The sequence below is a fragment of the Rhizobium sp. P2_G2 genome, assembly GCF_056403555.1.
Genome location: NZ_JBFUFF010000099.1, coordinates 1 through 23,650 on the forward strand (window position 1 = coordinate 1; position 23,650 = coordinate 23,650).

Sequence of the window (23,650 nt, forward strand, 5' to 3'; positions counted from 1 at the left end):
ACACAATCCACACAATCCCGGCTCCAAAAGGCTCTCCGCGACAATCCGCAGCTTTGCCTCTTTGCTGAAACGGCGACGCCGACCAGTGTCGACAATCTCAAGCCGGTTTTCGTGATGACGGTGCGTAATGATGTCCATACCCACAGTCAGCTACGTTTCCGCACACTTCTCAAGGCGGCCTTGCCCGTAGGGGTACGCCTCAGGATTCGCTCGTCGTGTTGGGCTTGAGACCACTTATCGAACGCCAACCGCCCCTGTGGGGTCGCGGGCGCAGTTTTTTGGCGCATGACGTGCCGATTTTACAATGAAAATGTTTGGAGGCCTCGTCCGGAATCGAACCGGAATAGAAGGATTTGCAGTCCTCTGCGTAACCACTCCGCCACGAGGCCTCATTATTCCAACCGTTAAGCGATAAAGCTTAATTCTCCGTTTTGGATACGGATGCTGATCGAAAATACCAGCGTCCCCGGCGGAATGGGCGGGCTTCTAACAGGAAGGTTCTCTATCCGCAAGCCGCTTTTCGGCCGACGTCCCGTCACCAGCGCATGTTTTTTTCCACAGGACGGTGAAGGGGGTGGATTGGCAGGCTTTTGTGACAGCCGTTCCTGCGGCGAAGGGAAATTTCGTTGGTTTTTTGAAAAAACCGCTTGGCAAATCGAGAAAGCATTTGTATTAGCCCTGCCAACGCTGCGGCAACGCAGACATTCCCTGGTAGCTCAGCGGTAGAGCATTCGACTGTTAATCGACAGGTCGCCGGTTCGAATCCGGCCCGGGGAGCCAAATTAGATGCCTCTCAATTTCTGCAGCTTCATGCGCAGCAAATTGGGAGGCATTTTTCTTTGTCTGGGCAATGAAATCAAAGGGCTGCCGGTAGAGCTCCGAGCTTGATCTTCGCACTGACGAACACCTGCCGGCAGAGGCCTGCTCCGATAGCGCTTGCTTTATCGCCGTTTCTGGAAATGCGCGATTGAGCCGGCCGGATGGGTGGAATGATTGTTGTGCTTATAGGGTGAGATGTGGACGATCGGATCGTGGCGAGCGATGAAATCGATGCATGCATCCATAACCTCGCAACCGGAATAGGAATCGTGCAGGAGCAAGTGACCACCTGGCGATAGCAAGGGATACCAGTTTTCCATATCCTTCGTGCAGCCGTCATAGCTATGATCGCCATCGATGAAGAGAAGGTCGAAGGCTTTTATCTGGTCGTATCTTTTGTTTTGGGAATCGCCGACAATCAGTTCGATATTTTCAATCGACTGCTGTTTCAATATTTCCTGAAGCCGGGCATCGTCCTGCGGTGCAAGATCGATCGACCAGATCGGAACGCTGCTGTTTGCGCAGGCCATCAGGAAAGCGCTGCCGCCGTTGAACCGGCCGGTTTCGACAATTCCCTGGCGGGCGCGCGTAGCGACCATGAAAAGATACTCCGCCTCCCACGGATCCTGGCGAATGAAGCCTGGCGCCAATTCGGATTTCTTGCCGAGAATATGAAGTCGTCTGTTGGCCCCCCTCTTCCCCCAGATGAAGTCCATTGGAGAACTTAGATTTTTCGTTCTCAAACTTCCGCCGAACCGAACCAGAAACTCGTTGAATTTCACAATGTTTCTCCCCTTCCCGTTTCCTCAGGAAGGGTTTTATTTCAGGCCTCGGCAATTTTCATCATATATTTCGTGCTATCTGGCGAATTCAGCTTGCGACTTATTGTCGTGCATCGCAAATGCTAGTGTTTCAACCTGCTATTCCTGTTGAAACTGGCACGGCCAGCTTTTCGGCTTTGTCAAACTTGCCGGAAGCACTGTCTTGTCGTCTCCGCAGGCCATGTCCAGCTGCCACTGCCCCAGCCCGGTCGCCTTGCCAAGGTTCACCCCTTCGATTCTGGTCAGAAAGAAGAAGGCGCGGTCGAAGTCGACTGGTGCACCGAACTTGGCGCCGCGGAAATCGACACGGGACACATTGGCCAGGGTAAAGCGGCTGCCGCTGACATCGGCGCCGTCAAACTGCGAGCGCCCCATATCGGCCTTGGTGAAATCCGCATTGGCGAGCTTGGCCTGCTTGAAATTGGAACGTTGCAGTTCCGCATTCTGGAAATCGGCGCCGGGTGCGTCTATCTGACTGAAATCGGTTCGATAGGCTTCCACCTTGGCGAAGTGAGCGCCCTTGGCCGTCGTGGCCGAGAGGTTGGCACGAACCAATGTCGCCTTTTCGAGATTTGCACCGGTCAGGTTGGAGCTGCGAAGATCGGTCGAGCTGAAATCCGAGCCCGCCAGCTTGGCGCCGCTGAGATCGCTTTCGGACAGCATGAGCATCGTCTTGTCGCAATTCTGCCAATCGATGCCCGAGGTCGGCGCGGTTTGGCAGTCATCGGACGCAAAAGCGGTTTCCGCGGAAAATCCAAGGAAACCGAGCAGCAGAATGCCACAATATGGGGTGGATCTTCTGAAATGCCTCGAAATGGAACCCATGATATCTCCTCATTTGCGCGGCGCACGGTTCCGCAAGGATGGCACTCGTGCCGTTCGGCGACGGTCTCCCGCAAATTCGACGCCGGGCTTATTTCTTCCAATCATCCTACTGACAAGCGGCCGATAACTAAAGGGCCTAAATCCGGCCGGCCAGCGTCGCAAGCGGCAGATGCCTGATGTTGATACGCTGGCGCCCGCATTGATTCCGACGTGGGCGAGAGAGGCCTGTCGCTCGATCGCCAATGACGCCAATGTTGGAATCACCAGTCGATCCCTGGAGTTGTTCCGCGACTGATCTATCCAGTCAGAAGAACCGTATGAAGGCCGGATGCAACGGAGCGCAAATGACAGATCCCTTGGACACGCTTCCGGTCATCCTCTGGTTCCGCCGCGATCTCCGGCTCTGGGATAATCTCGCGCTACAGGCAGCGATCCAGACTCAGGCGCCCGTGCTTGGCGTCTATATACAAGCGCCGGAGAGCCCTTTCGCAGGCGCGCTGGGCGCCGCGCAGGCCTGGTGGCTGCATCATTCCCTGGCAGCGTTGGAGCAATCGTTCAAGAGCATTGGCAACCGCTTGCTGCTGCTCTCCGGCAGGCCGCTCGACGTGATCGAGGCGCTTATCGAAAAGACCGGCGCCAAGGCGGTGTTCTGGAACAGGCTCTACGACGCCGATGGCATCGAGCGCGACCGCCGGATCAAATCGAAGCTCCGCGATCGAGGAATCGATGCCCAAAGCTTTGGCGGCTTTCTGATGCACGAGCCGACGCGGCTCGTCACCGGCCAGGGCGGCCACTACAAAGTGTTCACGCCCTTCTGGAAGGCGTTCGACGCCGGTTTCACGCCGCACGATCCCCTGCCGGCACCGAAAATGATCAAGGCGCCCGACCATTTTCCGGCGACCGAAGCGCTCGGGCGATGGCAGCTTACGCCGCATAAGCCGACTTGGGCCAAAAGTTTTCCGGAGTACTGGCAGCCGGGTGAGGCAGGCGCCCTCGCCCGGCTCAAGGATTTCCTCGACAATCGGCTCGATGGATACAAGCAAAATCGCGATCTGCCGGGCAAAGCATCGACCTCGGGCCTGTCGCCGCATCTTGCCATGGGCGAGATTTCGCCGCATCGCATCTGGCGCGCCGTAGGCAAGGCGTTCGATGAACACGGAACCGATGCCATCGCCTTCCGCCGTGAACTCGTCTGGCGTGAATTCTCCTGGCATCTGCTGTTCTACAAGCCGGACATGCCGACGACGAACATGGATCGCCGCTTCGATGCCTTCGAATGGCGTCAAGACGACAACGCGCTTAGCGCCTGGCAGCGCGGCGAGACCGGTTATCCCATCGTCGACGCCGGCATGCGCGAGCTCTGGCAGACCGGATTCATGCAAAACCGCGTCCGCATGATCGTCGCCTCCTTCCTGATCAAGGACCTGCTGATCGACTGGCGCGAGGGCGAGCGCTGGTTTCGCGACACGCTCGTCGATGTCGACTGCGCCAACAATGCGATGAACTGGCAATGGGTGGCCGGCTGCGGTCCGGACGCCTCCCCCTGGTTCCGCATCTTCAACCCGGTCAAGCAAGGCAAGACGTTCGACGCCGAAGGCAGCTATGTCAGGCGCTACTGTCCGGAACTGTCGGACCTGCCGGATGAATATATCCATTGCCCGTTCGACGCCCCGCCTGCTGTGTTGAAGGCCGCCGGCGTGACGTTGGGCGAGACATATCCGCACCCGCTCGTCGACCATGCGCATGCCCGCGAGCATGCACTTGCCGCGTTCAAGGCTCTGCCGAAAGCGTGATCAGTGTGTCCTGAGTGCGTCGAGCGCTTGGAGCACTTCGTCCGGATCCCAGCCGGCGTCGAGCGCGGCATCGATCAGCTTGAGGTCGACCTCCGCCTCAAGCTTGAGAAACAAGGGTTCCAGTGCCTCCCGGACCGTCAGGATATGCTCGTCGGGTTGCGTGAGAGGCTGGCGTTGTGCGGTCATCGGCATGAGCCCGGATCTCCTTGTAGAGGTATGATACAAACGGTTGCAACGTGCACGCGGCACATTGGTTCCTGTTGACAGAAATTTTTAAAACCCTCTCTCATAAACCTCTCGCCTTCGCAGGTTAGGGTCGCCGCATCACGGTTTGGGATCGAGGGAGAATGATATGTTGCGCAGGGGTTTGCTCGCCTTTTTCACCGGTCTGCTCGTGGCGTTTTCGGCCTTGGCCAGCGCCGCCCAGCAGCCCGGCCCACCACTGGACAAGATAGCGGAACTGGTCCGAATCCTCGAAGATCCCGCCGTCAAGAACTGGATCCAGGCCCAGACCAAGACCGACAACACCGCAAAGCCCCCGGCAAGATCCCCGATCGATGAGATGTTCCGCATTCAGGCATGGGAAGCGCATGTGCGCACCAATGTCCGCGGCCTTGTCGCCGCGCTGCCGACGGTACCGGGCGAGTTCGCCGCCGCCATTGGACGCGTCCACAGCGAGGCGCATGACCAAGGCTTCATCTCGGTCATCGCTATTCTGGCCCTGGTTCTTGCCGCTTGCCTGCTCGGCGAATGGTTCGCAAGGCGGGCGGTTCGTCGGGCCCTGGACAACAATCCGCTGCTGACGCGGACCTATATCGAAGTCGTGCCGCTCGCGGTTTTCTCGCTGATTGCCATCGCCGCGTTCCTGTCCGTCGACTGGCCGCCCCTGATGCATGTCACCATTCTCTTTTACCTGGTCGCGGCCATCGCCTACCGGGTCGTTGCTGCGATTTGTGCGACGGCCTTGGCCGCCGGCAGCATTTMCAGCTTCACGCTGAGCAGGATCCTCCGCTTCAGTGCCGTGCTTTTCATCACGCTGGCCACCGCCGCGCTGGTCGAGCCGCTCTCGATCCCCGACAATGCGGGCTATGCCGCATTCTTCATCGTGACCGTCGTGCTGCTTGCCATCTGTTGCGAATCGGTCTGGCGCAGCCCGTCCGCCAAGACACGTCCAGCCCGCAACAAGATTTTCGCAACCCTCTATTTCGTTGCGCTCTGGCTGATCTGGACCATCGGGCTGCATCTGCTGTTCTGGCTCGGCGTCTATGCCCTGGTCCTGCCGCACATCCTGCCGGCCGCCGACCGCATGACCAAGGCTTTCGCAGCGACGCGGTGGCCCGGCGACCCGGAATCGAGCATTCCGACCGTGCTCACCGTTCGTGGCGTGAGGGCACTGATCATCGTCGCGGCCGTCTCCTGGCTCGCCGTGGTCTGGCAGTTCAATCCGCGCTTGCCGGGACATAACGATTCCTGGCTCAACCTGGTCATTTTCGGCCTGATCAAGAGCGTGGTCGTGCTGCTGATCGCCGATCTCGGCTGGAGCCTCGCCAAGGCGCTGATCGATCTCCGGCTCGCTTCCGTCGCCGGCGATTCGCCGCTGCCGACGGAAACGGCGCGCCGGGCGCGATTGAGGACGCTGCTGCCGATCTTCCGCAATGCGCTCGCTGCCCTCGTGCTGGTGATCGCAGGCCTGATGGTGCTCGCCCAGATGGGTGTCGAGATCGGACCGCTGATTGCCGGCGCCGGCATTTTTGGTGTCGCCATCGGCTTCGGCTCGCAGACCTTGGTCAAGGATGTGATCAGCGGCGTCTTCTACCTGATGGACGATGCGTTCCGGGTCGGCGAATATATCCAGAGCGGCAGCTACAAGGGCACGGTCGAATCCTTCAGCCTCCGCTCGGTGCGGCTAAGGCACCATCGCGGCCCCGTCTTCACCGTGCCGTTCGGCTTACTCGGCGCCGTGCAGAATCTCAGCCGCGATTGGGCGATCGACAAATTCCTGCTGCGTGTTCCGTTCAACACTGACGTCAATCAGGTGAAGAAGCTGGTGAAGACCATCGGCGCCGAGATGCTGGCAGACCAAGAGCTGGGGCCGGTCCTAATCGAAACGCTGAAGATGAAGGGCGTCGAGCAGATCGGCGAATTCGGCATCGAACTCTCCTTCGCCTTCACCGCCATGCCGGGCTCTCAATCGGTGATCCGCCGGCGTGCCTATGTGATGATCAGCCAGGCCTTCAAGGCCAACGGCATAGGCTTCGCGCAGACCACGGTGCATGTCGGTGGCGGCGATGAGACCGATCTTGCAGTGGCCGCGGCAGCACAGGCATTGGCGGAGCAGAAGAAGCGCGAGGCGGCAGCGGGAGGGGCTACCGAGTGAATGTCTTGATCCGTTCACCGCACTCCATCGCCGATCGGCAGCCGTGTGGTGTTCTTGATGCATTTCAGGGCGAAATGCGAATGCACCGAGGACACGCCGGGAAGATGCAGGAGCACCTTCTTCAATAGCCCCTCATATTCCTCGATGCTGCGCACGACCACGCGGAGGATGTAGTCGCTGTCGCCGCTCATCGAATAGCACTCGGTAATCTCATCCAGATCCCTTGCAGCCGCTTCCAGCGCTTCGAGCGTCTCCTCGTCATGCTGGCGCAGCTTGAGGTCGGCGAAGACGACCACCGGAAGGCCAAGCGCCACGGGGTTCAACAGGATCGCACGCCCGGCGATCACCCCGTCCGCCTCCAGCTTTTTCACCCTGCGCCAGCACGGCGTATGCGACAGCCCCACCTTCAGCGCCAGATCGCTGATGGCGATCTCCGGATTCTCCTGCATTTCGCGCAGAATTTTAAGATCGATCGCATCCATGAAGCCTCATCCTAATTTGAGCACATGAAATAGGATGATCTCGCGATCGGCAAGCTTTGCGCGCACAAATACGCAATTTTGTACCAGGGCATTCGGTAGCATAATATCCGGCAGGAGGAATGCCGAATGCTGAAGAACTCTTCTCTCAAGCTCCATATCCCGCAACCGTCGGCGAGGCCCGGCGACGCGCCGGATTTCAGCTATATCGACATCCGTCCAGCGGGAGAGACCCGCCGTCCCGACATCGACGCCGCGGRGAGGGACATGCACGACCTTCCCTTCGGTCTCGYCAGGGTTCTCGGAGACGATGCGGCGGCCGTCGGGCCGTGGGACCCGCACCTGAGTGAGGCTCAGCTCAAACGTGGCCTGCAGGCCATGGTACTGACCCGCGCCTTCGACGAGCGGATGTTCCGCCTGCATCGCCAGGGCAAGACCTCGTTCTTCATGAAGTCGACTGGTGAAGAGGCTCTGGGTGCCGCGCCTTCGATGGTGCTCGGCATGCAGGATATGTGCTTCCCGACTTACCGTGTCGTCAGCTATCTCATGGCGCGCGACTATCCGCTCCTCGATCTGGTCAACCAGATCTTCTCCAACGCTGCCGATCCGCTCAAAGGCCGCCAGCTTCCGATCCTCTATTCGGCTCGCGACTACGGGTTCTACTCGCTCTCCGGCAATGTCGGCAGCCGTTTCGGACATGCGGTCGGCTGGGCAATGGCGTCTGCCTATATGGAGGACGACAAGATCGCACTCGGCTATATCGGCGACGGCACGACCGCCGAAGGCGATTTCCACCAGGCGCTGATATTCGCGGCCGTCTATCATGCGCCCGTGATCCTTGCGATCACCAACAATCAATGGGCGATTTCGACCTTCAATGGCACCGCCGGCGGCCAGGAGACTACCTTCGCGGCGCGCGCCCTTGGCTACGGCCTTCCCGGTCTAAGGGTCGACGGCAATGATTTCCTGGCCGTCTATGCCGCGACCGCCTGGGCTGCCGAACGAGCCCGGCAGAACCTCGGCGCCACCTTGATCGAGTTCGTCACCTACCGGGCTTCGGGACATTCGACCAGCGACGATCCATCCCGGTACCGCCCCTCGGACGAACCCCAGTGCTGGCCGCTCGGCGATCCGATCGATCGTCTCAAGGCGCATATGATCCGCCTTGGCATCTGGACCGAGCAAGCGCATGTCGCACTCGTGGAAAGCTGCGAGGCACGGGTGAAGGAGGCGGCGAAGGCGGGCGAAGCCATCGGCACGCTCGGCACCTCGAAACCGAGCGTCAAGGAAATGTTCGAATGCGTCTACAAGGAGCCAGACTGGCGCCTCATTCGCGAGCGGCAGGAAATGGGGTTCTGACATGGCGACGATGAACATGATCCAGGCCATCAATTCCGCCATGGACGTGATGCTGGAGCGCGATCCCAAGGTCCTCGTTTTCGGCGAGGACGTCGGCTATTTCGGCGGCGTCTTCCGGGCGACCGACGGTCTTATGGCCAAGCATGGCGCCAAACGATGCTTCGACGCCCCGATTTCCGAAGGCGGCATCATCGCCACCGCCATCGGCATGGGTGCGTATGGGCTGAGGCCGGTCGCCGAAATCCAGTTCGCCGACTATATTCTTCCCGCCTATGACCAGCTTGTCTCCGAGGCGGCACGCCTTCGCTATCGATCGGGTGGCGATTTCTGGGCGCCGATTACCGTGCGCTCGCCCTATGGCGGCGGCATTTTCGGCGGCCAGACGCATAGCGCCAGCCCCGAGGCGATCTTCGCCCATGTCACCGGCCTCAAAACCGTCATCCCCTCCAATCCCTACGATGCCAAGGGCCTGCTGATCAGTTCGATAGAGGACGACGATCCCGTCATCTTTCTCGAACCCAAGCGGCTCTACAACGGCCCCTTCGACGGCCGCATCGGCATGCCGCTGCAGCCCTGGTCGAAGCATCCCGCCAGCGACGTGCCGGACGGCTATTTCACGGTTCCGCTCGGGCGCGCCAATGTCGTCCGGCCCGGCAAAGCCGTCACCATCCTCGCTTACGGCACGATGGTCCATGTCTGCCTTGCCGCAGTGGAAGACACCGGCGTCGATGCCGAAATCATCGACCTGCGCAGCATCGTCCCGCTCGACCTGGAGACGATCGTGACCTCGGTGAAGAAGACCGGCCGCTGCGTCATCGTCCACGAAGCCTCGCGCTTCAGCGGCTTTGGCGCCGAACTCTCGGCGCTCATCCAGGAGGAATGTTTTTATCATCTGCAATGCCCGATCGAGCGGGTCACCGGATGGGACACGCCCTACCCGCATGCCTTCGAATGGGACTATTTCCCCGGACCGCAACGGGTTGCCACCGCCCTCACGCGCTGCCTGGAGGCCAGGCCATGACATTCCGTTTCAATCTCCCCGATATTGGCGAAGGCACGGCGGAAGCGGAGATCGGAGCCTGGCATGTCGCGCCCGGCGATCTCGTCACGGAAGACCAGTTGCTCGTCGACATCATGACCGACAAGGCTACCGTCGAAATGACCTCGCCGGTCACCGGACGCGTCGCCGCGATCCACGGTGAGGTCGGCCAGATGGTCCCGGTTGGTGCTCTCCTGGTGGAGTTCGTCATCGGGGAAGATGGAGAGAGCCAGCCGCGCGCGACGGCTGAAATCGAACGGGTTGTCGTCGCCAAGGCGCCGGCAGCACAAGCGGCAAGTCAGGCAAACAGTGTTGTCGCCACCTCGGCTTCCGACATGCCCCCACCCCTGCCAGCGGATGTCACCGCATCGAGACAGGAGCGGGTCATCCTGGCCTCTCCTGCAGCTCGCAAGCTTGCCTATGAGCGCGGAATCGAGCTTCAATTCGTCGTCGGCACCGGACCGCAGGGCCGGGTGCTCATCGAAGACCTCGATCGGCCAATTCTGGCGCGCGGCAAAGCAGCCCTTCCCCATACCGAAGATGCAGTGACCGACCTCAAGATCATCGGCCTGCGCCGGCGCATCGCCGAAAAAATGCAGGAGGCCGCGCGGCAGATACCCCATTTCGGCTATGTCGAGGAATTCGACCTTACCGAGCTGGAAGCGCTTCGCGCCGACCTCAACGCGACGCGCTCGGAGAAAGAACCGAAGCTGACGCTGCTGCCGTTTTTCATCCGCGCCGTGGTATCGCTTGCGCCGGATTTCCCGCAGATCAATGCCAGGTTCGATGACGCCAATGGCGTCCTGAACATGCATAGCGGCGTCCATGTCGGTATCGCCACGCAGACCCTGGGTGGGCTGATGGTGCCGGTGATCCGGCATGCCGAGCGCCTCGATATCTGGGACTGCGCTGAGGAAATGGCGAGGGTCACAAGTGCTGCCCGCGACGGCACCGCGAAGCGCGAGGAGCTCTCGGGCTCGACCATCACGCTAACCAGCCTCGGCGCCTTGGGCGGTATCGCCGCGACGCCGATCATCAACCACCCCGAAGTGGCGATCATCGGGCCGAACAAGCTGGTCGATCGCCCCATTGTCATCGACGGCCAGATCGTCATCCGCAAGATGATGAACGTCTCATCTTCGTTCGACCACCGGATCGTCGACGGCCATGACGCCGCACGCTTCATCCAGGCGATGAAGCGCCTGATCGAGCACCCCTCCCTGCTGTTCATCGGGCGGAAGAAATGAGTGACATCAAGACCAAAGTGCTTGTGGTCGGTGGCGGACCGGGCGGCTATGTCGCCGCGATCCGCTGCGGACAGCTGGGGCTGGAGACCACGCTTGTCGAGGCCGACAGGCTGGGCGGCACATGCCTGATCCGCGGCTGTATTCCGTCGAAAGCCATCATCCATGCGGCCGACGAATTCCGCATCGTCTCGCGGGCCTTCGAAGGCGGCTCGCTGGGGATCAAGTTACGGTCGGCTCCTGAACTCGATCTCGGTGAGACGATCTCCTGGAAGGATGGCATCGTCGATAGGCTCAATGCCGGCGTCGGCGCACTGCTTCGTAAAGCCAAGGTCCGCGTCGTCAAAGGTTGGGCCGTCTTCCGCGACGGCAAGACCTGCGATGTCGCAACTGACGACGGGCAAGTCACCATCACCGCCGAGCACGTCATTCTCGCGACGGGTTCTGTCCCGGTCCAGATTCCCAGCCTGCCTTTCGGCGGCAAGATCGTGTCCTCGGAAGGACTGCTCGCATCGAAGCAACTGCCGAAAAACCTGGTCGTCGTCGGCGCTGGCTACATAGGCCTTGAACTAGGCATTGCCGTCCGCAAGTTCGGTGCCAAGGTCAGTGTCATCGAGCAGCAGCAGAAAGTGCTTCCCCTCTATGACGACACGATCTCCGCACCCGTCGACAAGTGGCTGCGCGCCAACGGCGTCGAGCTCTATCTCGGTGCGTCGGCCAAGGGCTTGACCGAGCACGGCAACGCGATCGTGGTCGAAAGCGCGGAGGGCCAGCGGTCGGAAATTCCGGCGGACAAAGTTCTGGTCGCTGTCGGGCGCAAGCCGTTGGTCGATGGTTGGGGCATCGAAAACCTGGTACTGAACCGTCGCGGACCGTTTGTMGCGGTGGACGAACATTGCGCCACGTCGATGAAGAATGTCTGGGCGATTGGAGACCTCGTCGGCGAGCCGATGCTGGCGCACAAGGCCTCGGCCCAGGGCGAAATGGTCGCCGAGATCATTGCCGGCAAGCGCAGGCGGTTCGCGCCGTTCGCCATTCCGGCGGTCTGCTTCACCGAGCCGGAAGTGGTGAGCGTCGGCGCCGCCCCGGCTGATCTTGATCAGCAACAGGCGATCGTCGCATCATTCCCCTATGCAGCCAATGGCAGGGCCTTGTCGATGGAGGCCGGCGAAGATGGCGGGTTTGTCCGCGTCGTCGCCGACAAACACTCCAGGCGAATCCTCGGCGTCCAGGCGGTCGGCAAGAATATTTCGGAACTGGCGGCGGCATTCACAAACGCGATCGAGATGCAGGCGACGCTCGACGACATTGCCGGTATCATCCACGCGCATCCGACGCTGGGCGAAGCTTTTCACGAAGCCGCGCTCAAGGCGCTCGGCCATGCTATACACATCTGACGGAGGAATCATGTTCGACTTCTCACTGGGAGACACAGCCGAAGCGATCCGGGATATGACGGCGCGGTTCGCCTCGGACCGTATCGCGCCGATCGCTGCCGAGGTCGACGAGACCAACACGTTCCCCCGCCAGCTCTGGCCGGAAATGGGCGCACTCGGTCTGCATGGCATCACCGTCGAAGAAGAGTTCGGCGGTTCGGGATTGGGCTACCTCCACCACGTCGTTGCGATGGAGGAAGTGTCGAGAGCATCGGCCTCGGTCGGGCTGAGCTATGGCGCGCATTCGAACCTCTGCGTCAACCAGATCCGGCGCTGGGGCAATGCCGAGCAGAAGCGCAAATATCTGCCGAAACTCATCAGTGGYGAGCATGTCGGCTCGCTGGCCATGTCGGAAGCAGGTTCCGGCTCCGACGTCGTCTCCATGCGCCTCAAGGCTGTCCGCAAGGGCGACCGCTATGTGCTGGATGGCACGAAATTCTGGATCACCAACGCCCCGCATGCCGACGTCGTGGTGGTCTACGCAAAAACCGACCCCGATGCTGGGCCGAAGGGCATTTCCGCTTTCCTCGTCGAGAAGGGCATGCCGGGTTTCACGGTCTCGAAGAAGCTCAACAAGATGGGCATGCGCGGCAGCGACACCGCCGAACTGGTGTTCCAGAATTGCGAAATCCCGGCTGAGCAACTGATGGGCAAGGAAGGCGAAGGCGTCCGCATCCTGATGTCCGGCCTCGATTACGAACGGGCTGTTCTTGCGGGCGGGCCTTTGGGGATCATGCAGGCCTGCCTCGATGTCGTGCTACCTTATCTGCGCGAGCGCAAGCAGTTCGGCAAACCGATCGGCGAATTCCAGCTGATGCAGGCCAAGGTCGCCGACATGTATGTCGCGCTCAATTCGGCGCGGTCCTACGTCTACTCGGTCGCCAAGGCCTGCGACGAGGGTCGTACGACCCGCACCGATGCCGCGGCCGCGATCCTGCTCGCCAGCCAGAATGCGGTGACGGTGTCGCTCGAGGCCGTGCAGGCCCTCGGTGGTGCTGGTTACACCAAGGAATGGCCTGTCGAGAGGTTCGCCCGCGATGCCAAGCTCTACGACATCGGTGCCGGGACCAATGAAATCCGCCGGTATCTGATCGGCCGGGAGTTGCTCAGCCTATGACAGTGATCCCATCGGCGCTCGACACCTCCGGCGGTACTTATGCGGAAAACCGCGAACTGAATCTCAAACTCGCCCGGGAGCTCGCAGATAATGTCGCTTTCGCCCGCCGTGGCGGCGGCGAGAAGGCTGCAGCGCGGCATACATCCAAGGGCAAGATGCTGCCGCGCGATCGCGTCCAGGCCCTGCTCGATATCGGCAGTCCGTTTCTCGAAGTCGCGCCACTGGCGGCGAACGGCATGTATGATGGCGAGGCGCCTAGCGCGGGTGTGGCGGCCGGGATCGGCCGCGTCGCCGGACGGGAGGTCATGATCGTCGCCAATGACGCCACGGTGAAAGGCGGCGCCTATTTCCCGATGACGGTGAAAAAACATCTGCGGGCGCAGGAGATCGCTCTGCAGAACAACCTTCCCTGCATCTACCTCGTCGACAGCGGCGGCGCCAACCTGCCGCATCAGGCCGAGGTCTTTCCGGATCGTGACCATTTCGGCGCAATCTTCTACAATCAAGCGCAGATGTCGTCGCAAGGTATTCCCCAGATCGCTTGCGTCATGGGCAGCTGCACGGCGGGCGGCGCCTATGTGCCAGCCATGTCCGACGAGACGGTCATCGTCCGCAATCAGGGAACGATCTTCCTGGCCGGACCGCCATTGGTCAAAGCGGCGACGGGTGAAATCATCTCGGCCGAAGAGCTTGGCGGAGCGGAGACACACGGCCGCAGGTCGGGTGTTGTCGATCATGTCGCCGACAATGACGAACACGCGCTGCTTATCGTCCGCGACATCGTCAAGACGCTGAACACGGTCAAGTCACCAGACGTTGACTTGGCGCCGCCGCGCCCGCCGGTGCTCGACCCTTCCGAGCTCTATGGCATCATCCCGTCCGATGTCCGTTCCCCTTACGATGTCCGCGAGATCATCGGCCGTATCGTCGACGGATCGGAATTGCATGAGTTCAAGTCGCTCTACGGCACGACGCTGGTCTGCGGCTTCGCCCGCATCTGGGGCATTCCGGTCGCCATCCTCGCCAACAATGGCGTGCTGTTTTCGGAAAGCGCGCTGAAGGGCGCGCATTTCATCGAACTCGCCTGCCAGCGGCGCATTCCCCTGCTCTTCCTGCAAAACATTTCCGGCTTCATGGTCGGCGGCAAATATGAGGCCGGCGGCATCGCCAAGGATGGAGCAAAACTCGTCACCGCCGTCGCCACGGCGAGCGTGCCCAAGGTTACCATCCTCATCGGCGGCAGTTTTGGCGCGGGCAATTACGGCATGGGTGGCCGCGCCTATCGCCCCAGATTCCTCTTCGCCTGGCCGAACAGCCGCATCAGCGTCATGGGCGGCGAACAGGCCGCGTCGGTTCTCGCCACCATCAAACGGGACGGTATGGAAGCCAAGGGCGAGACATGGTCCGCCGAAGACGAGGACGCGTTCAAGAGCCCGATCCGGGAGAAATACGAGACGGAGGGCAACCCGTATTTTGCCACGGCGCGACTGTGGGACGATGGCATTATCGATCCGATCCAGACCCGCGACGTTCTTGGCCTGGCATTCTCGGCGGCGCTGAACGCCCCGATACCGCCCTCGCCCCGCTTCGGCATTTTCAGGATGTAGGCCGATGATGGAAAGCCTTCTCATAGCCAATCGCGGCGAGATCGCCCGGCGCATCATCCGCACCGCCCGCGCCATGGGCATCCGCACGATCGCGGTCTATTCCGACGCCGATGCCGGCCTGCCTTTCGTCCGCGAGGCCGACGAAGCTTTCGCGCTTGGCGGAGCCGCAGCACGCGACAGCTACCTGTCGCAAGAGAAAATCATCGACGCGGCCCGCACGACCGGAGCTGCGGCGATCCATCCGGGATACGGGTTTCTTTCCGAAAATGCCGAATTCGCCGAGGCAGTCCAGGCTGCAGGCATCATCTGGGTCGGCGCGCCGCCGCATGCGATCCGCGCCATGGGCCTCAAGGATGCCGCCAAGCGGCTGATGCAGGAGGCCAGCGTCCCGGTCACCCCCGGCTATATGGGTGAGGATCAGTCGCTCAAAACACTCGAACGCGAGGCGGGTGCCATCGGCTATCCGGTGCTGATCAAGGCGGTCGCCGGTGGCGGCGGCAAGGGCATGCGCCGCGTCGAAGCCCGGGAAGACTTCGCCGAAGCATTGCAATCATGCCAGCGCGAAGCCAAGGCCTCGTTCGGCGATGACCGGGTGCTGATCGAGAAATATATCCTCAACCCGCGCCATATCGAGGTCCAGGTCTTCGCCGACACGCTGGGCAACTGCGTTCACCTCTTCGAACGCGATTGCTCCGTCCAGCGACGTCACCAGAAGGTAATAGAGGAAGCACCCGCTCCCGGCATGGACGAAGCCACGCGGCAAGCCATCTGCGGTGCCGCCGTTCGCGCCGCACAAGCCGTCTCCTATGTCGGCGCGGGAACCGTGGAATTCATCGCCGATTCCTCGCAGGGCCTGCGCGCCGACCGCATCTGGTTCATGGAGATGAACACGAGGCTGCAGGTTGAGCATCCCGTAACGGAAGCCGTGACCGGACAGGACCTTGTCCGCTGGCAGCTTGAGGTCGCCGCAGGCAAACCTTTGCCCAAGACACAGGATCAGATTCGGCTGAACGGCTGCGCCGTCGAAGGCCGCCTCTATGCCGAAAATCCCGCGGTCGGATATTTGCCGTCGACCGGGACATTGACACACCTGCGCCTGCCCCGATCCATCCGCGTCGACAGCGGCGTCGAGGAAGGCAACGAGATCACGCCTTACTATGATCCGATGATTGCGAAACTGATCGCTTACGCAGGCGATCGGACATCGGCGCTCAATCGCCTGGCTGCAGCCTGCGAGCAAGTCGAAATCTGGCCGGTGAAATCCAATGCCAACCTGTTGGCACGGATCGCAGCCGATCCAGATTTCCTGTCCGGTGCAGTGGACACCGGCTTCCTGGAACGCAAGGGGGCTGACCTCGTCCCCACGGAGCCTGATGACCTGTCTGCCGCTCGCGCCGTCGTGACATTGGCTTCCTCTTCTCGTCCCGATCCTTGGGACGCTCTTTCGGGCTTCCGCGTCGATGCCGTGCCTGATCTGCGGGCCAGAGTGACCATAGGTGGTCGGGCGCGATGGGGGGACGGCGCCGGGACGGCAGCAGCGACATCAGCGGTTATCGATGGTCGCCACGTCATGTTCGAACGCGGAAACGCCTGGCAAATCGGYGTACCCTTCACCGAGGCCGGCCAAGCCTCGGGCGGCTCCTCCGACGGCTCGGTCTTGTCGCCCATGCCCGGCATGATCACCGTCGTCGACGTCGCGCGCGATCAGAAAGTTGCCAAGGGCGACCGCCTTGTCGTCGTCGAAGCGATGAAGATGGAGCACACGCTGCGGGCACCGTTTGACGGTGTCGTGGAGCAGGTCGCGGTGGCGACCGGGGACAAGGTTTCGGAAGGCCAGTTGACCGTGGTGGTCGGCAAGGGAGAGCATTGATGGCTGGAAGGTTCTTCGATGAATGGACGGTGGGTGACAAAATCGTCCACGGACTCCGCCGCACCGTTACCGAGACCGACAACCTCCTGTTCACCACCCTATCGCACAATCCGCAGCCGCTGCATCTCGACGCCGAATACGCCGCGGCAACCGAGTTCGGCCGCATCGTCGTCAATGGCATATTCACCTTTGGTCTTACGGTCGGCCTGTCCGTCGGCGACACCACGCTCGGCACGCTCGTCGCCAATCTCGGTTACGACAAGGTGGTCATGCCAAAACCCGTCTTCGTTGGCGACACGCTGCATACCGAGACCGAAGTGGTAGAACTCCGGCCATCCAATTCGCGGCCGGACGCAGGTATCGTCACCTTCAAGCACACAACGCTCAACCAGCGCGGCGAGGTGGTCTGCCAATGCCTGCGAACCGCGTTGATGAAGAGGAAGCCCCAATGAGAATGCGCTCGCTGCTCTTCGTTCCCGGCGACCGCCCCGAACGGTTCGAAAAGGCTGCGACATCCGGCGCGGACGTCTTCATCATCGACCTGGAAGATTCTGTTTCGCTCCAGAACAAGCCAAGGGCCCGCGATGCGCTTGCCGGCCACGCTCTCTCTCGGAGCATGCCGGCCGCCATGTTCATCAGGATCAACCCCATCGACAGCGGGCATCTCGCAGATGACCTCGAAGCGGTGCGAGCCGCAAAACCCGACGGTGTCATGCTGCCGAAATGCGAAGGCGCGGAGACGGTGACGACGCTTTCGCATAGGCTCGCAGCACTGGGCCTGGGATCGCTGCCGATCCTGCCGATTGCAACAGAGACACCCGCCGCCGTCTTCAAACTTGGCACTTACGCCGACGTCTCCGCCTTGATCTGCGGCCTCACCTGGGGCGCCGAGGACCTGCCCGCCGCAATCGGAGCGACCGCGTCCCGAGAGGCGGACGGTCGATACACCACGCCCTACGAGGTCGTGCGCTCCCTCACCCTGTTCGGCGCCCATGCGGCGCGTGTGCCGGCAATCGAGACCGTCTATCCGGATTTCCGCGACGAGAACGGTTTTCGCGCCTGCGCCTCACGCGGCCGCCGTGACGGTTTTTCGGGAATGATGGCGATCCATCCAAGCCAGGTCCCGGTCATCAATCAGGCATTTACCCCTGACGAGGCCGAAGTCGCGCGGGCGAGACAGGTGGTCGAAGCGTTCCAGGCGAATCCAGGCGCCGGCGTTATTGAGATCGGCGGTCGAATGTTCGATCTTCCTCACCTTAAGTCTGCGCTGAACGTGCTTTCGATGGCGGGCGCGGCGGATTGAGCCGGCTCCCTTCCGGGGCAATTGAAGGTGACGCAAAGACCCCTCCCCAACCCCTCCCCACAAGGGGGAGGGACTTAACCCAGCCGCACCTCCGGTGCCACAGGTGAGGCTCGAAGCGTGCCGCGAGTCTTCTCCCCCCTTGTGGGGGGTAAGGAGCGGTCCGCGAAGCGGAGAAATCGATCCAGTGGATCGATTTCAGCGACGAACGCCGTCAGGCCAGAGAGGGTCTTACTATTATACGATCGCCTTCGGTCGACCTCGCGTGTGCGCACCGAGCACGGCACCCTACCCCAACGACCCCAGCGGCAGCCCCTCGAATGACTTCAGCGTATCCAACACAATCGACGTCTTCACATGCTGCACTGAGTCATGCGGCAGAAGGATATCGTTGACAAACCGGGACAGGTCCTCAAGCCCGCGAATGGCGACTTTCAGGTGATAGTCCATATCGCCGGTCAGCGCATAGGCTTCGAGCACCTCCGGCAATCCATTGACCAGTTGCGCGAACCGGCGCGCATTGTCCCTGTTGTGGGTGGCGAGCGTGACGGAAATCACCACCAGCATCTCGATGCCGAGCTTTCGCCGATCCAGCACCGCCTGGTAGCCGCGGATATAACCATCCGCTTCAAGCCGCGTGCGGCGGCGCGAGCATTGCGACGGCGAAAGCGCGATCAGGTCGCCCAACTCATTGTTCGTCAGCCTGCCGTCGCGCTGCAATTTATCCAGGAGGTGAAGGTCGAAGCTGTCAAGCTGCTCAGACAATGCATAAAATCCCATAAAGCCGCACGGTTCGTGCAAACAATGCGCTGAGGTGATCATAAATGCAAGCACATTGCATGTGAATTAGCGCATATTGTGCATAGTCACGATCCCAAGGAGGAGACAATGGGTCCTTTCCCGCACGACGCACCCCCGGCAGAAATCACCGCCGACAATCCGGCCGGCACGGACGGCTTCGAATTCGTCGAGTTCTCCCACGAGGAACCCGAAAAGCTGCGTGAGCTGTTCAAGCGCATGGGCTACAGCGCCGTGGCCAGGCACAGAACCAGGGACATCACCGTCTGGCGCCAGGGCGACATCAACTATGTCCTGAACGCCGAGCCCGGCAGCCATGCCCGGCGCTTTGTCGAACAGCACGGCCCCTGCGCGCCGTCCATGGCCTGGCGCGTCGTCGACGCCAAGCATGCTTTCGAGCACGCAGTCGCCAATGGCGCCACGCCCTATGAAGGGCAGGATAAGACGCTGGACGTGCCGGCCATCGTCGGCATCGGCGGCTCGCTGCTCTATTTCATCGAGACCTATGGCGCCAAGGGTTCGGCCTACGACCGCAAGTTCGAATGGCTCGGCGAGCGCGATCCCCGTCCGGCAGGCGTCGGCTTCTACTATCTCGACCACCTGACCCACAATGTCTATCGCGGCAATATGGACAAGTGGTGGGATTTTTACCGCACCCTCTTCAACTTCAAGCAGATCCACTTCTTCGACATCGATGGCCGCATCACCGGTCTGACGAGCCGCGCCATCACTTCGCCCTGCGGCAAGATCCGCATTCCGCTCAACGAATCCAAGGACGACACCAGCCAGATCGAGGAATTCCTGAGGAAATACAAGGGCGAAGGCATCCAGCATATCGCCGTCGGCACGGATGACATCTATCCCGCAACCGACCGGCTGGCCGACAATGGCCTGAAATTCATGCCCGGCCCGCCGGAAACCTATTACGACATGTCGTTCAGCCGCGTGAATGGTCATGACGAGCCCATTGACCGGATGAAGAAGCATGRCATCCTGATCGACGGCGAAGGCGTCGTAAATGGCGGGATGACGAAGATCCTGCTGCAGATCTTCTCGAAGACGGTGATCGGCCCGATCTTCTTCGAGTTCATCCAGCGCAAGGGCGACGAAGGATTTGGCGAAGGCAATTTCCGCGCTTTGTTCGAGTCGATCGAAGCCGACCAGATCAAGCGCGGCGTCATCAAGGTCGCCGCCGCCGAATGAGCATCGAAAGCCCCGCGTCACCGCGGGGCTCCACTTCGGGGAGGAAAGACCGATGGACCAGATAGTGCCGAACACGGACGCGTCCGCAGGCGTGGCCGCCGTCGATCTCAAATACATGCCCGGTTTCGGCAACGACTTTGAGACCGAAGCCCTCCCCGGCGCCCTGCCGCAAGGGCAAAACAGCCCGCAAAAATGCAATTACGGCCTTTATGCCGAGCAACTGTCCGGCTCGCCCTTCACCGCGCCGCGTGGCACCAACGAACGCTCCTGGCTCTACAGGATCCGCCCCAGCGTCCGCCACACGCGGCGCTTTTCAAACACGACCTATCCGTTTTGGAAATCCGCGCCTTGCCTCGGGGAGCACTCGCTGCCGCTCGGCCAGTTGCGCTGGAACCCGCTTCCCGCCCCGGCGCCCAACACCGATTTCCTCAGCGGTATCCGCACCATGACGGCGGCTGGCGACGTGATGACCCAGGCCGGCATGGCGGCGCATGCCTATGCCTTCAATGCCGACATGGTCGATGACTATGTCTTCAACGCCGATGGCGAATTGCTCGTCGTGCCGCAACTTGGCACGATCCTGGTGTTCACCGAAATGGGCATGATGACGGTCGAGCCGAATGAGGTCTGCCTGATCCCGCGCGGCATGATGTTCAAGGTCTTGCGCAGCGACGGCGACGAGATTTGCCGCGGCTATATCTGCGAGAATTACGGCGCGAAATTCACCCTGCCGGATCGCGGCCCGATCGGGGCAAACTGCCTCGCCAATCCGCGCGACTTCAAGACCCCGACCGCTGCCTTCGAAGACAAGGAAACGCCCTGCCGGGTGCATGTGAAATGGTGCGGCCGGTTCTACCTGACCGAGATCGGCCATTCGCCGCTCGATGTCGTCGCTTGGCACGGCAATTACACGCCGTTCAAATATGACCTGCGCACCTTTTCGCCCGTCGGCGCCATCCTCTTCGATCACCCCGATCCGTCGATCTTCACCGTGCTGACCGCGCCGAGCGGCGAAGCTGGCACCGCCAATGTCGATTTCGTCATCTTCCCGCCGCGTTGGCTGGTGGCCGAACACACGTTCAGGCCGCCCTGGTATCATCGCAACATCATGAGCGAGTTCATGGGCCTCATCCACGGCCGCTACGACGCCAAGGAAGAAGGCTTCGTTCCCGGCGGCATGAGCCTGCACAATATGATGCTGCCGCACGGACCGGACGCGCTGGGTTTCGAGAAGGCGGCGAATACGGAGCTGAAGCCGGTGAAACTCGACAGCACGATGGCTTTCATGTTCGAGACCCGCTTTCCGCAGCAGGTGACCCGCTTTGCCGCCGAGACCGAGACGCTGCAGGACAATTATCTCGAATGCTGGGACGATCTCGACCGCAAATTCGACGGCACGCCCGGCATCAAATAAACCCATACGCATCCGGATCGCATCATGAAGCTCGCGACATTGAAAGACTCCACCCGGGACGGCCAGCTCGTCGTCGTCTCTCGGGACCTCACCCGCTACACCGAGGTCGGCCATGTCGCTCGCACGCTGCAGGCGGCGCTGGACGATTGGGCGCATGTGGCGCCCCGGCTTGCCCGCATTGCCGAAGGCGTCGAAACCGGCGCCCAGCCGACCAAACGGTTCCACGAACACGAGGCTGCCTCGCCACTTCCCCGCGCCTATCAATGGGCCGACGGTTCGGCCTATGTGAACCATGTCGAACTGGTCCGCAAAGCCCGCAATGCCGAAATGCCGGCAAGCTTCTGGACCGATCCGCTGATCTATCAGGGCGGCTCCGACGGTTTTCTGGCGCCGCGTGAGCCCATCCTCATGGCCGACGAGGCGTTCGGCATCGACATGGAAGGCGAAGTCGCCGTCATCGTCGACGACGTGCCGATGGGCGCAAGCGCAGAAACCGCCCGGGAGGCAATCCGCCTGCTGATGCTGGTCAACGACGTCTCGCTCCGCAACCTGATTCCGGCCGAACTCGCCAAGGGGTTCGGCTTCTTCCAATCCAAACCCGCTTCCGCCTTCTCCCCCGTTGCCGTCACGCCGGACGAATTGGGAGATGCCTGGGACGGCGGCAGACTGCATCTTCCGCTGCTGGTCACGCTGAACGGCAAGCCGTTCGGCAAGCCGAATGCCGGCATCGACATGACCTTCGATTTCGGCCAACTGGTCGCGCACGCAGCAAAGACCCGCAACCTTGCCGCAGGCTCGATCGTCGGCTCCGGCACGGTGTCGAACAAGATGGCAGGCGGCCCCGGCAAGCCGATCGACCAGGGTGGCGCCGGCTATTCCTGCATCGCCGAGCTCCGGATGGTGGAGATCATCGAAAGCGGCAGCGCCAAAACCCCGTTCATGACATTCGGCGACCAGGTGCGAATCGAGATGAACGGCCGGGACGGCCGCTCGATTTTCGGCGCGATCGAGCAGACCGTGGAAAAATATCAGGGTCCAGGCAGATGACCGACGCAATCCTCTACGACTACTGGCGCTCCTCTGCCTGCTACCGCCTCCGGATCGCCCTGAACCTGCTGGGCATTCCCTACACAACCCACAACATCGACCTGCTTGCCGGCGACCACCGGCAGCCGGCCTATCTTGCCGTCAATCCGCAAGGACTGGTCCCCACTCTGGTGCTCGACGGCATGAACATGACGCAATCGCTGGCGATCATGGAATATCTCGACGAGACCCACCCCGGCACCGGCCTGCTGCCGCGCGACCCCATCGGCCGCCACCGCGTCCGCTCGCTCGCTCATGCGGTGGCGATGGACATCCACCCGATCTGCAACCCGCTCGTCGCGGGGCATGTCGTGCAGATCACGAGCAACGAGGCCTCGCGCGAGGAGTGGATGCGGCATTTTATATCCAGGGGGCTGGCGAACCTCGAAGCGATGCTGGTGGGGAGTGATGGGCCGTTCTGTCATGGACAGGTGCCGACGATGGCTGATCTGTGTCTGGTGCCGCAGGTCTACAATGCTCGCCGATGGGGTGTGGATTTCGGCGGCTTGCTGAGGATTGTCGCAATCGATGCTGTGTGTGGGGAATTGGCTGCGTTTCGCGATGCGCATCCGGATGCGGTGAAAAATCGATAGTGAACCGCGCCGGATTTGCCGGAGAGATCGCGTCTCTGGGAGTGGTGTAGCTCGGCTCGGTGATCGCCGTGCTTTCCGGCTGAGCCGGGAATGGGTCAGCGAGCCGCAGCGGGCAGGCTGATTAACGGATCATCGCTCATTTGTGCGATGGTCTCAAGGGTCATGTAACGGGATCGCTGAACAGCCCATTCGTCGTTCTGTTCGAGCAGCAGTGCACCGACGAGCCTGACGATGGCGTCATCGTTGGGAAAGATGCCGACGACGTCTGTGCGGCGCTTGATCTCACCGTTGAGGCGTTCGATGGGATTGGTGCTGTGAAGCTTGGTCCAATGCTGTTTCGGGAAGGTCATGTAGGCGAGCACGTCTTCTTCGGCATTGTCCATGAGATTTGCGAGCTTTGGCACTTTCGGCCGGATCTGATCGGCGACGCTACGCCACTGAGTACTTGCGGCTTCCGGCGTGTCCTGGGC

General features: G+C 61.4%; 22 protein-coding genes, 2 tRNA genes and 1 pseudogene. 17 read left to right on the forward strand and 8 right to left on the reverse strand.

Features of this window, described 5'->3' with window-relative positions; all coding sequences use genetic code 11:
• Both AC1D06_RS35100 and AC1D06_RS35105 read right to left on the reverse strand, forming a co-directional pair.
• Positions 1-138, reverse strand: a pseudogene (locus AC1D06_RS35100) (IS66-like element accessory protein TnpA); the annotation flags it as partial.
• Positions 139-315: 177 nt separating this feature from the next.
• Positions 316-389: transfer RNA gene (locus AC1D06_RS35105), tRNA-Cys, on the reverse strand.
• A 52-nt stretch (positions 390-441) separates the two neighbouring features.
• On the opposite strand from AC1D06_RS35105, the gene AC1D06_RS35110 reads away from it, so the two are divergent.
• Entirely contained in the window at positions 442-726 is a 285-nt protein-coding gene (locus AC1D06_RS35110) for a hypothetical protein (protein ID WP_477882916.1), read from the forward strand.
• Positions 706-780: transfer RNA gene (locus AC1D06_RS35115), tRNA-Asn, on the forward strand. The genes AC1D06_RS35110 and AC1D06_RS35115 overlap by 21 nt, the downstream gene beginning before the upstream one ends.
• A 161-nt stretch (positions 781-941) precedes the next feature.
• Here the strand turns inward: AC1D06_RS35115 and AC1D06_RS35120 are convergent.
• Together AC1D06_RS35120 and AC1D06_RS35125 are read right to left on the reverse strand one after the other, a co-directional pair.
• Complete coding sequence (locus AC1D06_RS35120) at positions 942-1,418, reverse strand: class I SAM-dependent methyltransferase (protein WP_477882918.1); 477 nt, start codon at positions 1,416-1,418, stop codon at positions 942-944.
• A 321-nt stretch (positions 1,419-1,739) separates the two neighbouring features.
• Complete coding sequence (locus AC1D06_RS35125; protein WP_477990368.1) at positions 1,740-2,465, reverse strand: pentapeptide repeat-containing protein; 726 nt, start codon at positions 2,463-2,465, stop codon at positions 1,740-1,742.
• Between the two features lie 344 nt (positions 2,466-2,809).
• On the opposite strand from AC1D06_RS35125, the gene AC1D06_RS35130 reads away from it, so the two are divergent.
• Positions 2,810-4,258, forward strand: coding sequence for a cryptochrome/photolyase family protein (locus AC1D06_RS35130; RefSeq protein WP_477990369.1), 1,449 nt, complete (start codon positions 2,810-2,812; stop codon positions 4,256-4,258).
• On the opposite strand, the gene AC1D06_RS35135 is transcribed toward AC1D06_RS35130, so the two are convergent.
• Positions 4,259-4,450, reverse strand: a complete 192-nt coding sequence (locus AC1D06_RS35135) for a hypothetical protein (protein ID WP_477882923.1) — start codon at positions 4,448-4,450, stop codon at positions 4,259-4,261.
• 160 nt (positions 4,451-4,610) lie between these two features.
• Here AC1D06_RS35135 and AC1D06_RS35140 point away from each other — a divergent pair, with 160 nt between their 5' ends.
• Positions 4,611-6,635, forward strand: coding sequence for a mechanosensitive ion channel family protein (locus AC1D06_RS35140; protein WP_477990370.1), 2,025 nt, complete (start codon positions 4,611-4,613; stop codon positions 6,633-6,635).
• A gap of 14 nt (positions 6,636-6,649) precedes the next feature.
• Here AC1D06_RS35140 and AC1D06_RS35145 read toward each other — a convergent pair whose 3' ends face one another.
• Positions 6,650-7,117, reverse strand: coding sequence for an Lrp/AsnC family transcriptional regulator (locus AC1D06_RS35145; RefSeq protein WP_477882927.1), 468 nt, complete (start codon positions 7,115-7,117; stop codon positions 6,650-6,652).
• A 126-nt stretch (positions 7,118-7,243) separates the two neighbouring features.
• Here AC1D06_RS35145 and AC1D06_RS35150 point away from each other — a divergent pair, with 126 nt between their 5' ends.
• From AC1D06_RS35150 to AC1D06_RS35190, 9 genes are read left to right on the forward strand one after another with little or no spacing between them, the layout of a single operon-like run.
• Complete coding sequence (locus tag AC1D06_RS35150) at positions 7,244-8,473, forward strand: thiamine pyrophosphate-dependent enzyme (protein ID WP_477990371.1); 1,230 nt, start codon at positions 7,244-7,246, stop codon at positions 8,471-8,473.
• A 1-nt stretch (position 8,474) separates the two neighbouring features.
• Positions 8,475-9,494 carry an alpha-ketoacid dehydrogenase subunit beta gene (locus tag AC1D06_RS35155; protein ID WP_477990372.1) on the forward strand — a complete coding sequence of 340 codons (1,020 nt, stop codon included), beginning with the start codon at positions 8,475-8,477 and terminating at the stop codon, positions 9,492-9,494.
• On the forward strand, positions 9,491-10,759 hold the full coding sequence (locus AC1D06_RS35160) for a dihydrolipoamide acetyltransferase family protein (protein ID WP_477990373.1): 1,269 nt from the start codon (positions 9,491-9,493) through the stop codon (positions 10,757-10,759). Before AC1D06_RS35155 ends, AC1D06_RS35160 begins: the two co-directional genes overlap by 4 nt.
• Positions 10,756-12,153 (forward strand): dihydrolipoyl dehydrogenase, encoded by a 1,398-nt coding sequence (lpdA, locus tag AC1D06_RS35165; protein WP_477990374.1) that lies wholly within the window; start codon positions 10,756-10,758, stop codon positions 12,151-12,153. Before AC1D06_RS35160 ends, lpdA begins: the two co-directional genes overlap by 4 nt.
• A gap of 10 nt (positions 12,154-12,163) precedes the next feature.
• Positions 12,164-13,309: an isovaleryl-CoA dehydrogenase gene (locus AC1D06_RS35170; protein WP_477990375.1), complete on the forward strand. Its 1,146-nt coding sequence runs from the start codon at positions 12,164-12,166 to the stop codon at positions 13,307-13,309.
• Positions 13,306-14,916 (forward strand): carboxyl transferase domain-containing protein, encoded by a 1,611-nt coding sequence (locus AC1D06_RS35175; protein WP_477990376.1) that lies wholly within the window; start codon positions 13,306-13,308, stop codon positions 14,914-14,916. The genes AC1D06_RS35170 and AC1D06_RS35175 overlap by 4 nt, the downstream gene beginning before the upstream one ends.
• A gap of 4 nt (positions 14,917-14,920) precedes the next feature.
• Entirely contained in the window at positions 14,921-16,786 is a 1,866-nt protein-coding gene (locus AC1D06_RS35180; RefSeq protein WP_477990377.1) for an acetyl/propionyl/methylcrotonyl-CoA carboxylase subunit alpha, read from the forward strand.
• The gene (locus AC1D06_RS35185; RefSeq protein ID WP_477990378.1) at positions 16,786-17,238 is read left to right on the forward strand and encodes a MaoC family dehydratase; all 453 of its coding nucleotides are present in this window, start codon (positions 16,786-16,788) and stop codon (positions 17,236-17,238) included. Before AC1D06_RS35180 ends, AC1D06_RS35185 begins: the two co-directional genes overlap by 1 nt.
• Entirely contained in the window at positions 17,235-18,089 is an 855-nt protein-coding gene (locus AC1D06_RS35190) for an HpcH/HpaI aldolase/citrate lyase family protein (protein WP_477990379.1), read from the forward strand. Before AC1D06_RS35185 ends, AC1D06_RS35190 begins: the two co-directional genes overlap by 4 nt.
• A gap of 285 nt (positions 18,090-18,374) precedes the next feature.
• Here AC1D06_RS35190 and AC1D06_RS35195 read toward each other — a convergent pair whose 3' ends face one another.
• A complete protein-coding gene (locus AC1D06_RS35195; RefSeq protein ID WP_477990380.1) occupies positions 18,375-18,851 on the reverse strand; it encodes an Lrp/AsnC family transcriptional regulator in 477 nt (158 codons plus the stop codon).
• A gap of 123 nt (positions 18,852-18,974) precedes the next feature.
• Here AC1D06_RS35195 and hppD point away from each other — a divergent pair, with 123 nt between their 5' ends.
• Genes hppD through maiA form a run of 4 tightly spaced genes read left to right on the forward strand, consistent with a single transcriptional unit; the run spans position 18,975 to position 23,180 of the window.
• Positions 18,975-20,087, forward strand: coding sequence for a 4-hydroxyphenylpyruvate dioxygenase (gene hppD / locus AC1D06_RS35200; protein ID WP_477990381.1), 1,113 nt, complete (start codon positions 18,975-18,977; stop codon positions 20,085-20,087).
• 52 nt (positions 20,088-20,139) lie between these two features.
• Complete coding sequence (hmgA, locus tag AC1D06_RS35205; protein WP_477990382.1) at positions 20,140-21,501, forward strand: homogentisate 1,2-dioxygenase; 1,362 nt, start codon at positions 20,140-20,142, stop codon at positions 21,499-21,501.
• Positions 21,502-21,525: 24 nt separating this feature from the next.
• Positions 21,526-22,548 (forward strand): fumarylacetoacetate hydrolase family protein, encoded by a 1,023-nt coding sequence (locus tag AC1D06_RS35210; protein WP_477990383.1) that lies wholly within the window; start codon positions 21,526-21,528, stop codon positions 22,546-22,548.
• A complete protein-coding gene (gene maiA / locus AC1D06_RS35215) occupies positions 22,545-23,180 on the forward strand; it encodes a maleylacetoacetate isomerase (protein WP_477990384.1) in 636 nt (211 codons plus the stop codon). The genes AC1D06_RS35210 and maiA overlap by 4 nt, the downstream gene beginning before the upstream one ends.
• Positions 23,181-23,275: 95 nt before the next feature.
• Here the strand turns inward: maiA and AC1D06_RS35220 are convergent.
• The coding region (locus AC1D06_RS35220; protein WP_477990385.1) for a transposase at positions 23,276-23,650 on the reverse strand (375 nt) is incomplete at its 5' end.

Coding starts and splice junctions, on each gene's coding strand:
- AC1D06_RS35110 (WP_477882916.1), top strand. CDS start 442: ATGCTGATCGAAAATACCAGCGTCCCCGGCGGAATGGGCGGGCTTCTA.
- AC1D06_RS35120 (WP_477882918.1), bottom strand. CDS start 1,418: ATGGTCGCTACGCGCGCCCGCCAGGGAATTGTCGAAACCGGCCGGTTC.
- AC1D06_RS35125 (WP_477990368.1), bottom strand. CDS start 2,465: ATGGGTTCCATTTCGAGGCATTTCAGAAGATCCACCCCATATTGTGGC.
- AC1D06_RS35130 (WP_477990369.1), top strand. CDS start 2,810: ATGACAGATCCCTTGGACACGCTTCCGGTCATCCTCTGGTTCCGCCGC.
- AC1D06_RS35135 (WP_477882923.1), bottom strand. CDS start 4,450: ATGCCGATGACCGCACAACGCCAGCCTCTCACGCAACCCGACGAGCAT.
- AC1D06_RS35145 (WP_477882927.1), bottom strand. CDS start 7,117: ATGGATGCGATCGATCTTAAAATTCTGCGCGAAATGCAGGAGAATCCG.
- AC1D06_RS35155 (WP_477990372.1), top strand. CDS start 8,475: ATGGCGACGATGAACATGATCCAGGCCATCAATTCCGCCATGGACGTG.
- AC1D06_RS35160 (WP_477990373.1), top strand. CDS start 9,491: ATGACATTCCGTTTCAATCTCCCCGATATTGGCGAAGGCACGGCGGAA.
- AC1D06_RS35175 (WP_477990376.1), top strand. CDS start 13,306: ATGACAGTGATCCCATCGGCGCTCGACACCTCCGGCGGTACTTATGCG.
- AC1D06_RS35185 (WP_477990378.1), top strand. CDS start 16,786: ATGGCTGGAAGGTTCTTCGATGAATGGACGGTGGGTGACAAAATCGTC.
- AC1D06_RS35190 (WP_477990379.1), top strand. CDS start 17,235: ATGAGAATGCGCTCGCTGCTCTTCGTTCCCGGCGACCGCCCCGAACGG.
- hmgA (WP_477990382.1), top strand. CDS start 20,140: ATGGACCAGATAGTGCCGAACACGGACGCGTCCGCAGGCGTGGCCGCC.
- AC1D06_RS35210 (WP_477990383.1), top strand. CDS start 21,526: ATGAAGCTCGCGACATTGAAAGACTCCACCCGGGACGGCCAGCTCGTC.
- maiA (WP_477990384.1), top strand. CDS start 22,545: ATGACCGACGCAATCCTCTACGACTACTGGCGCTCCTCTGCCTGCTAC.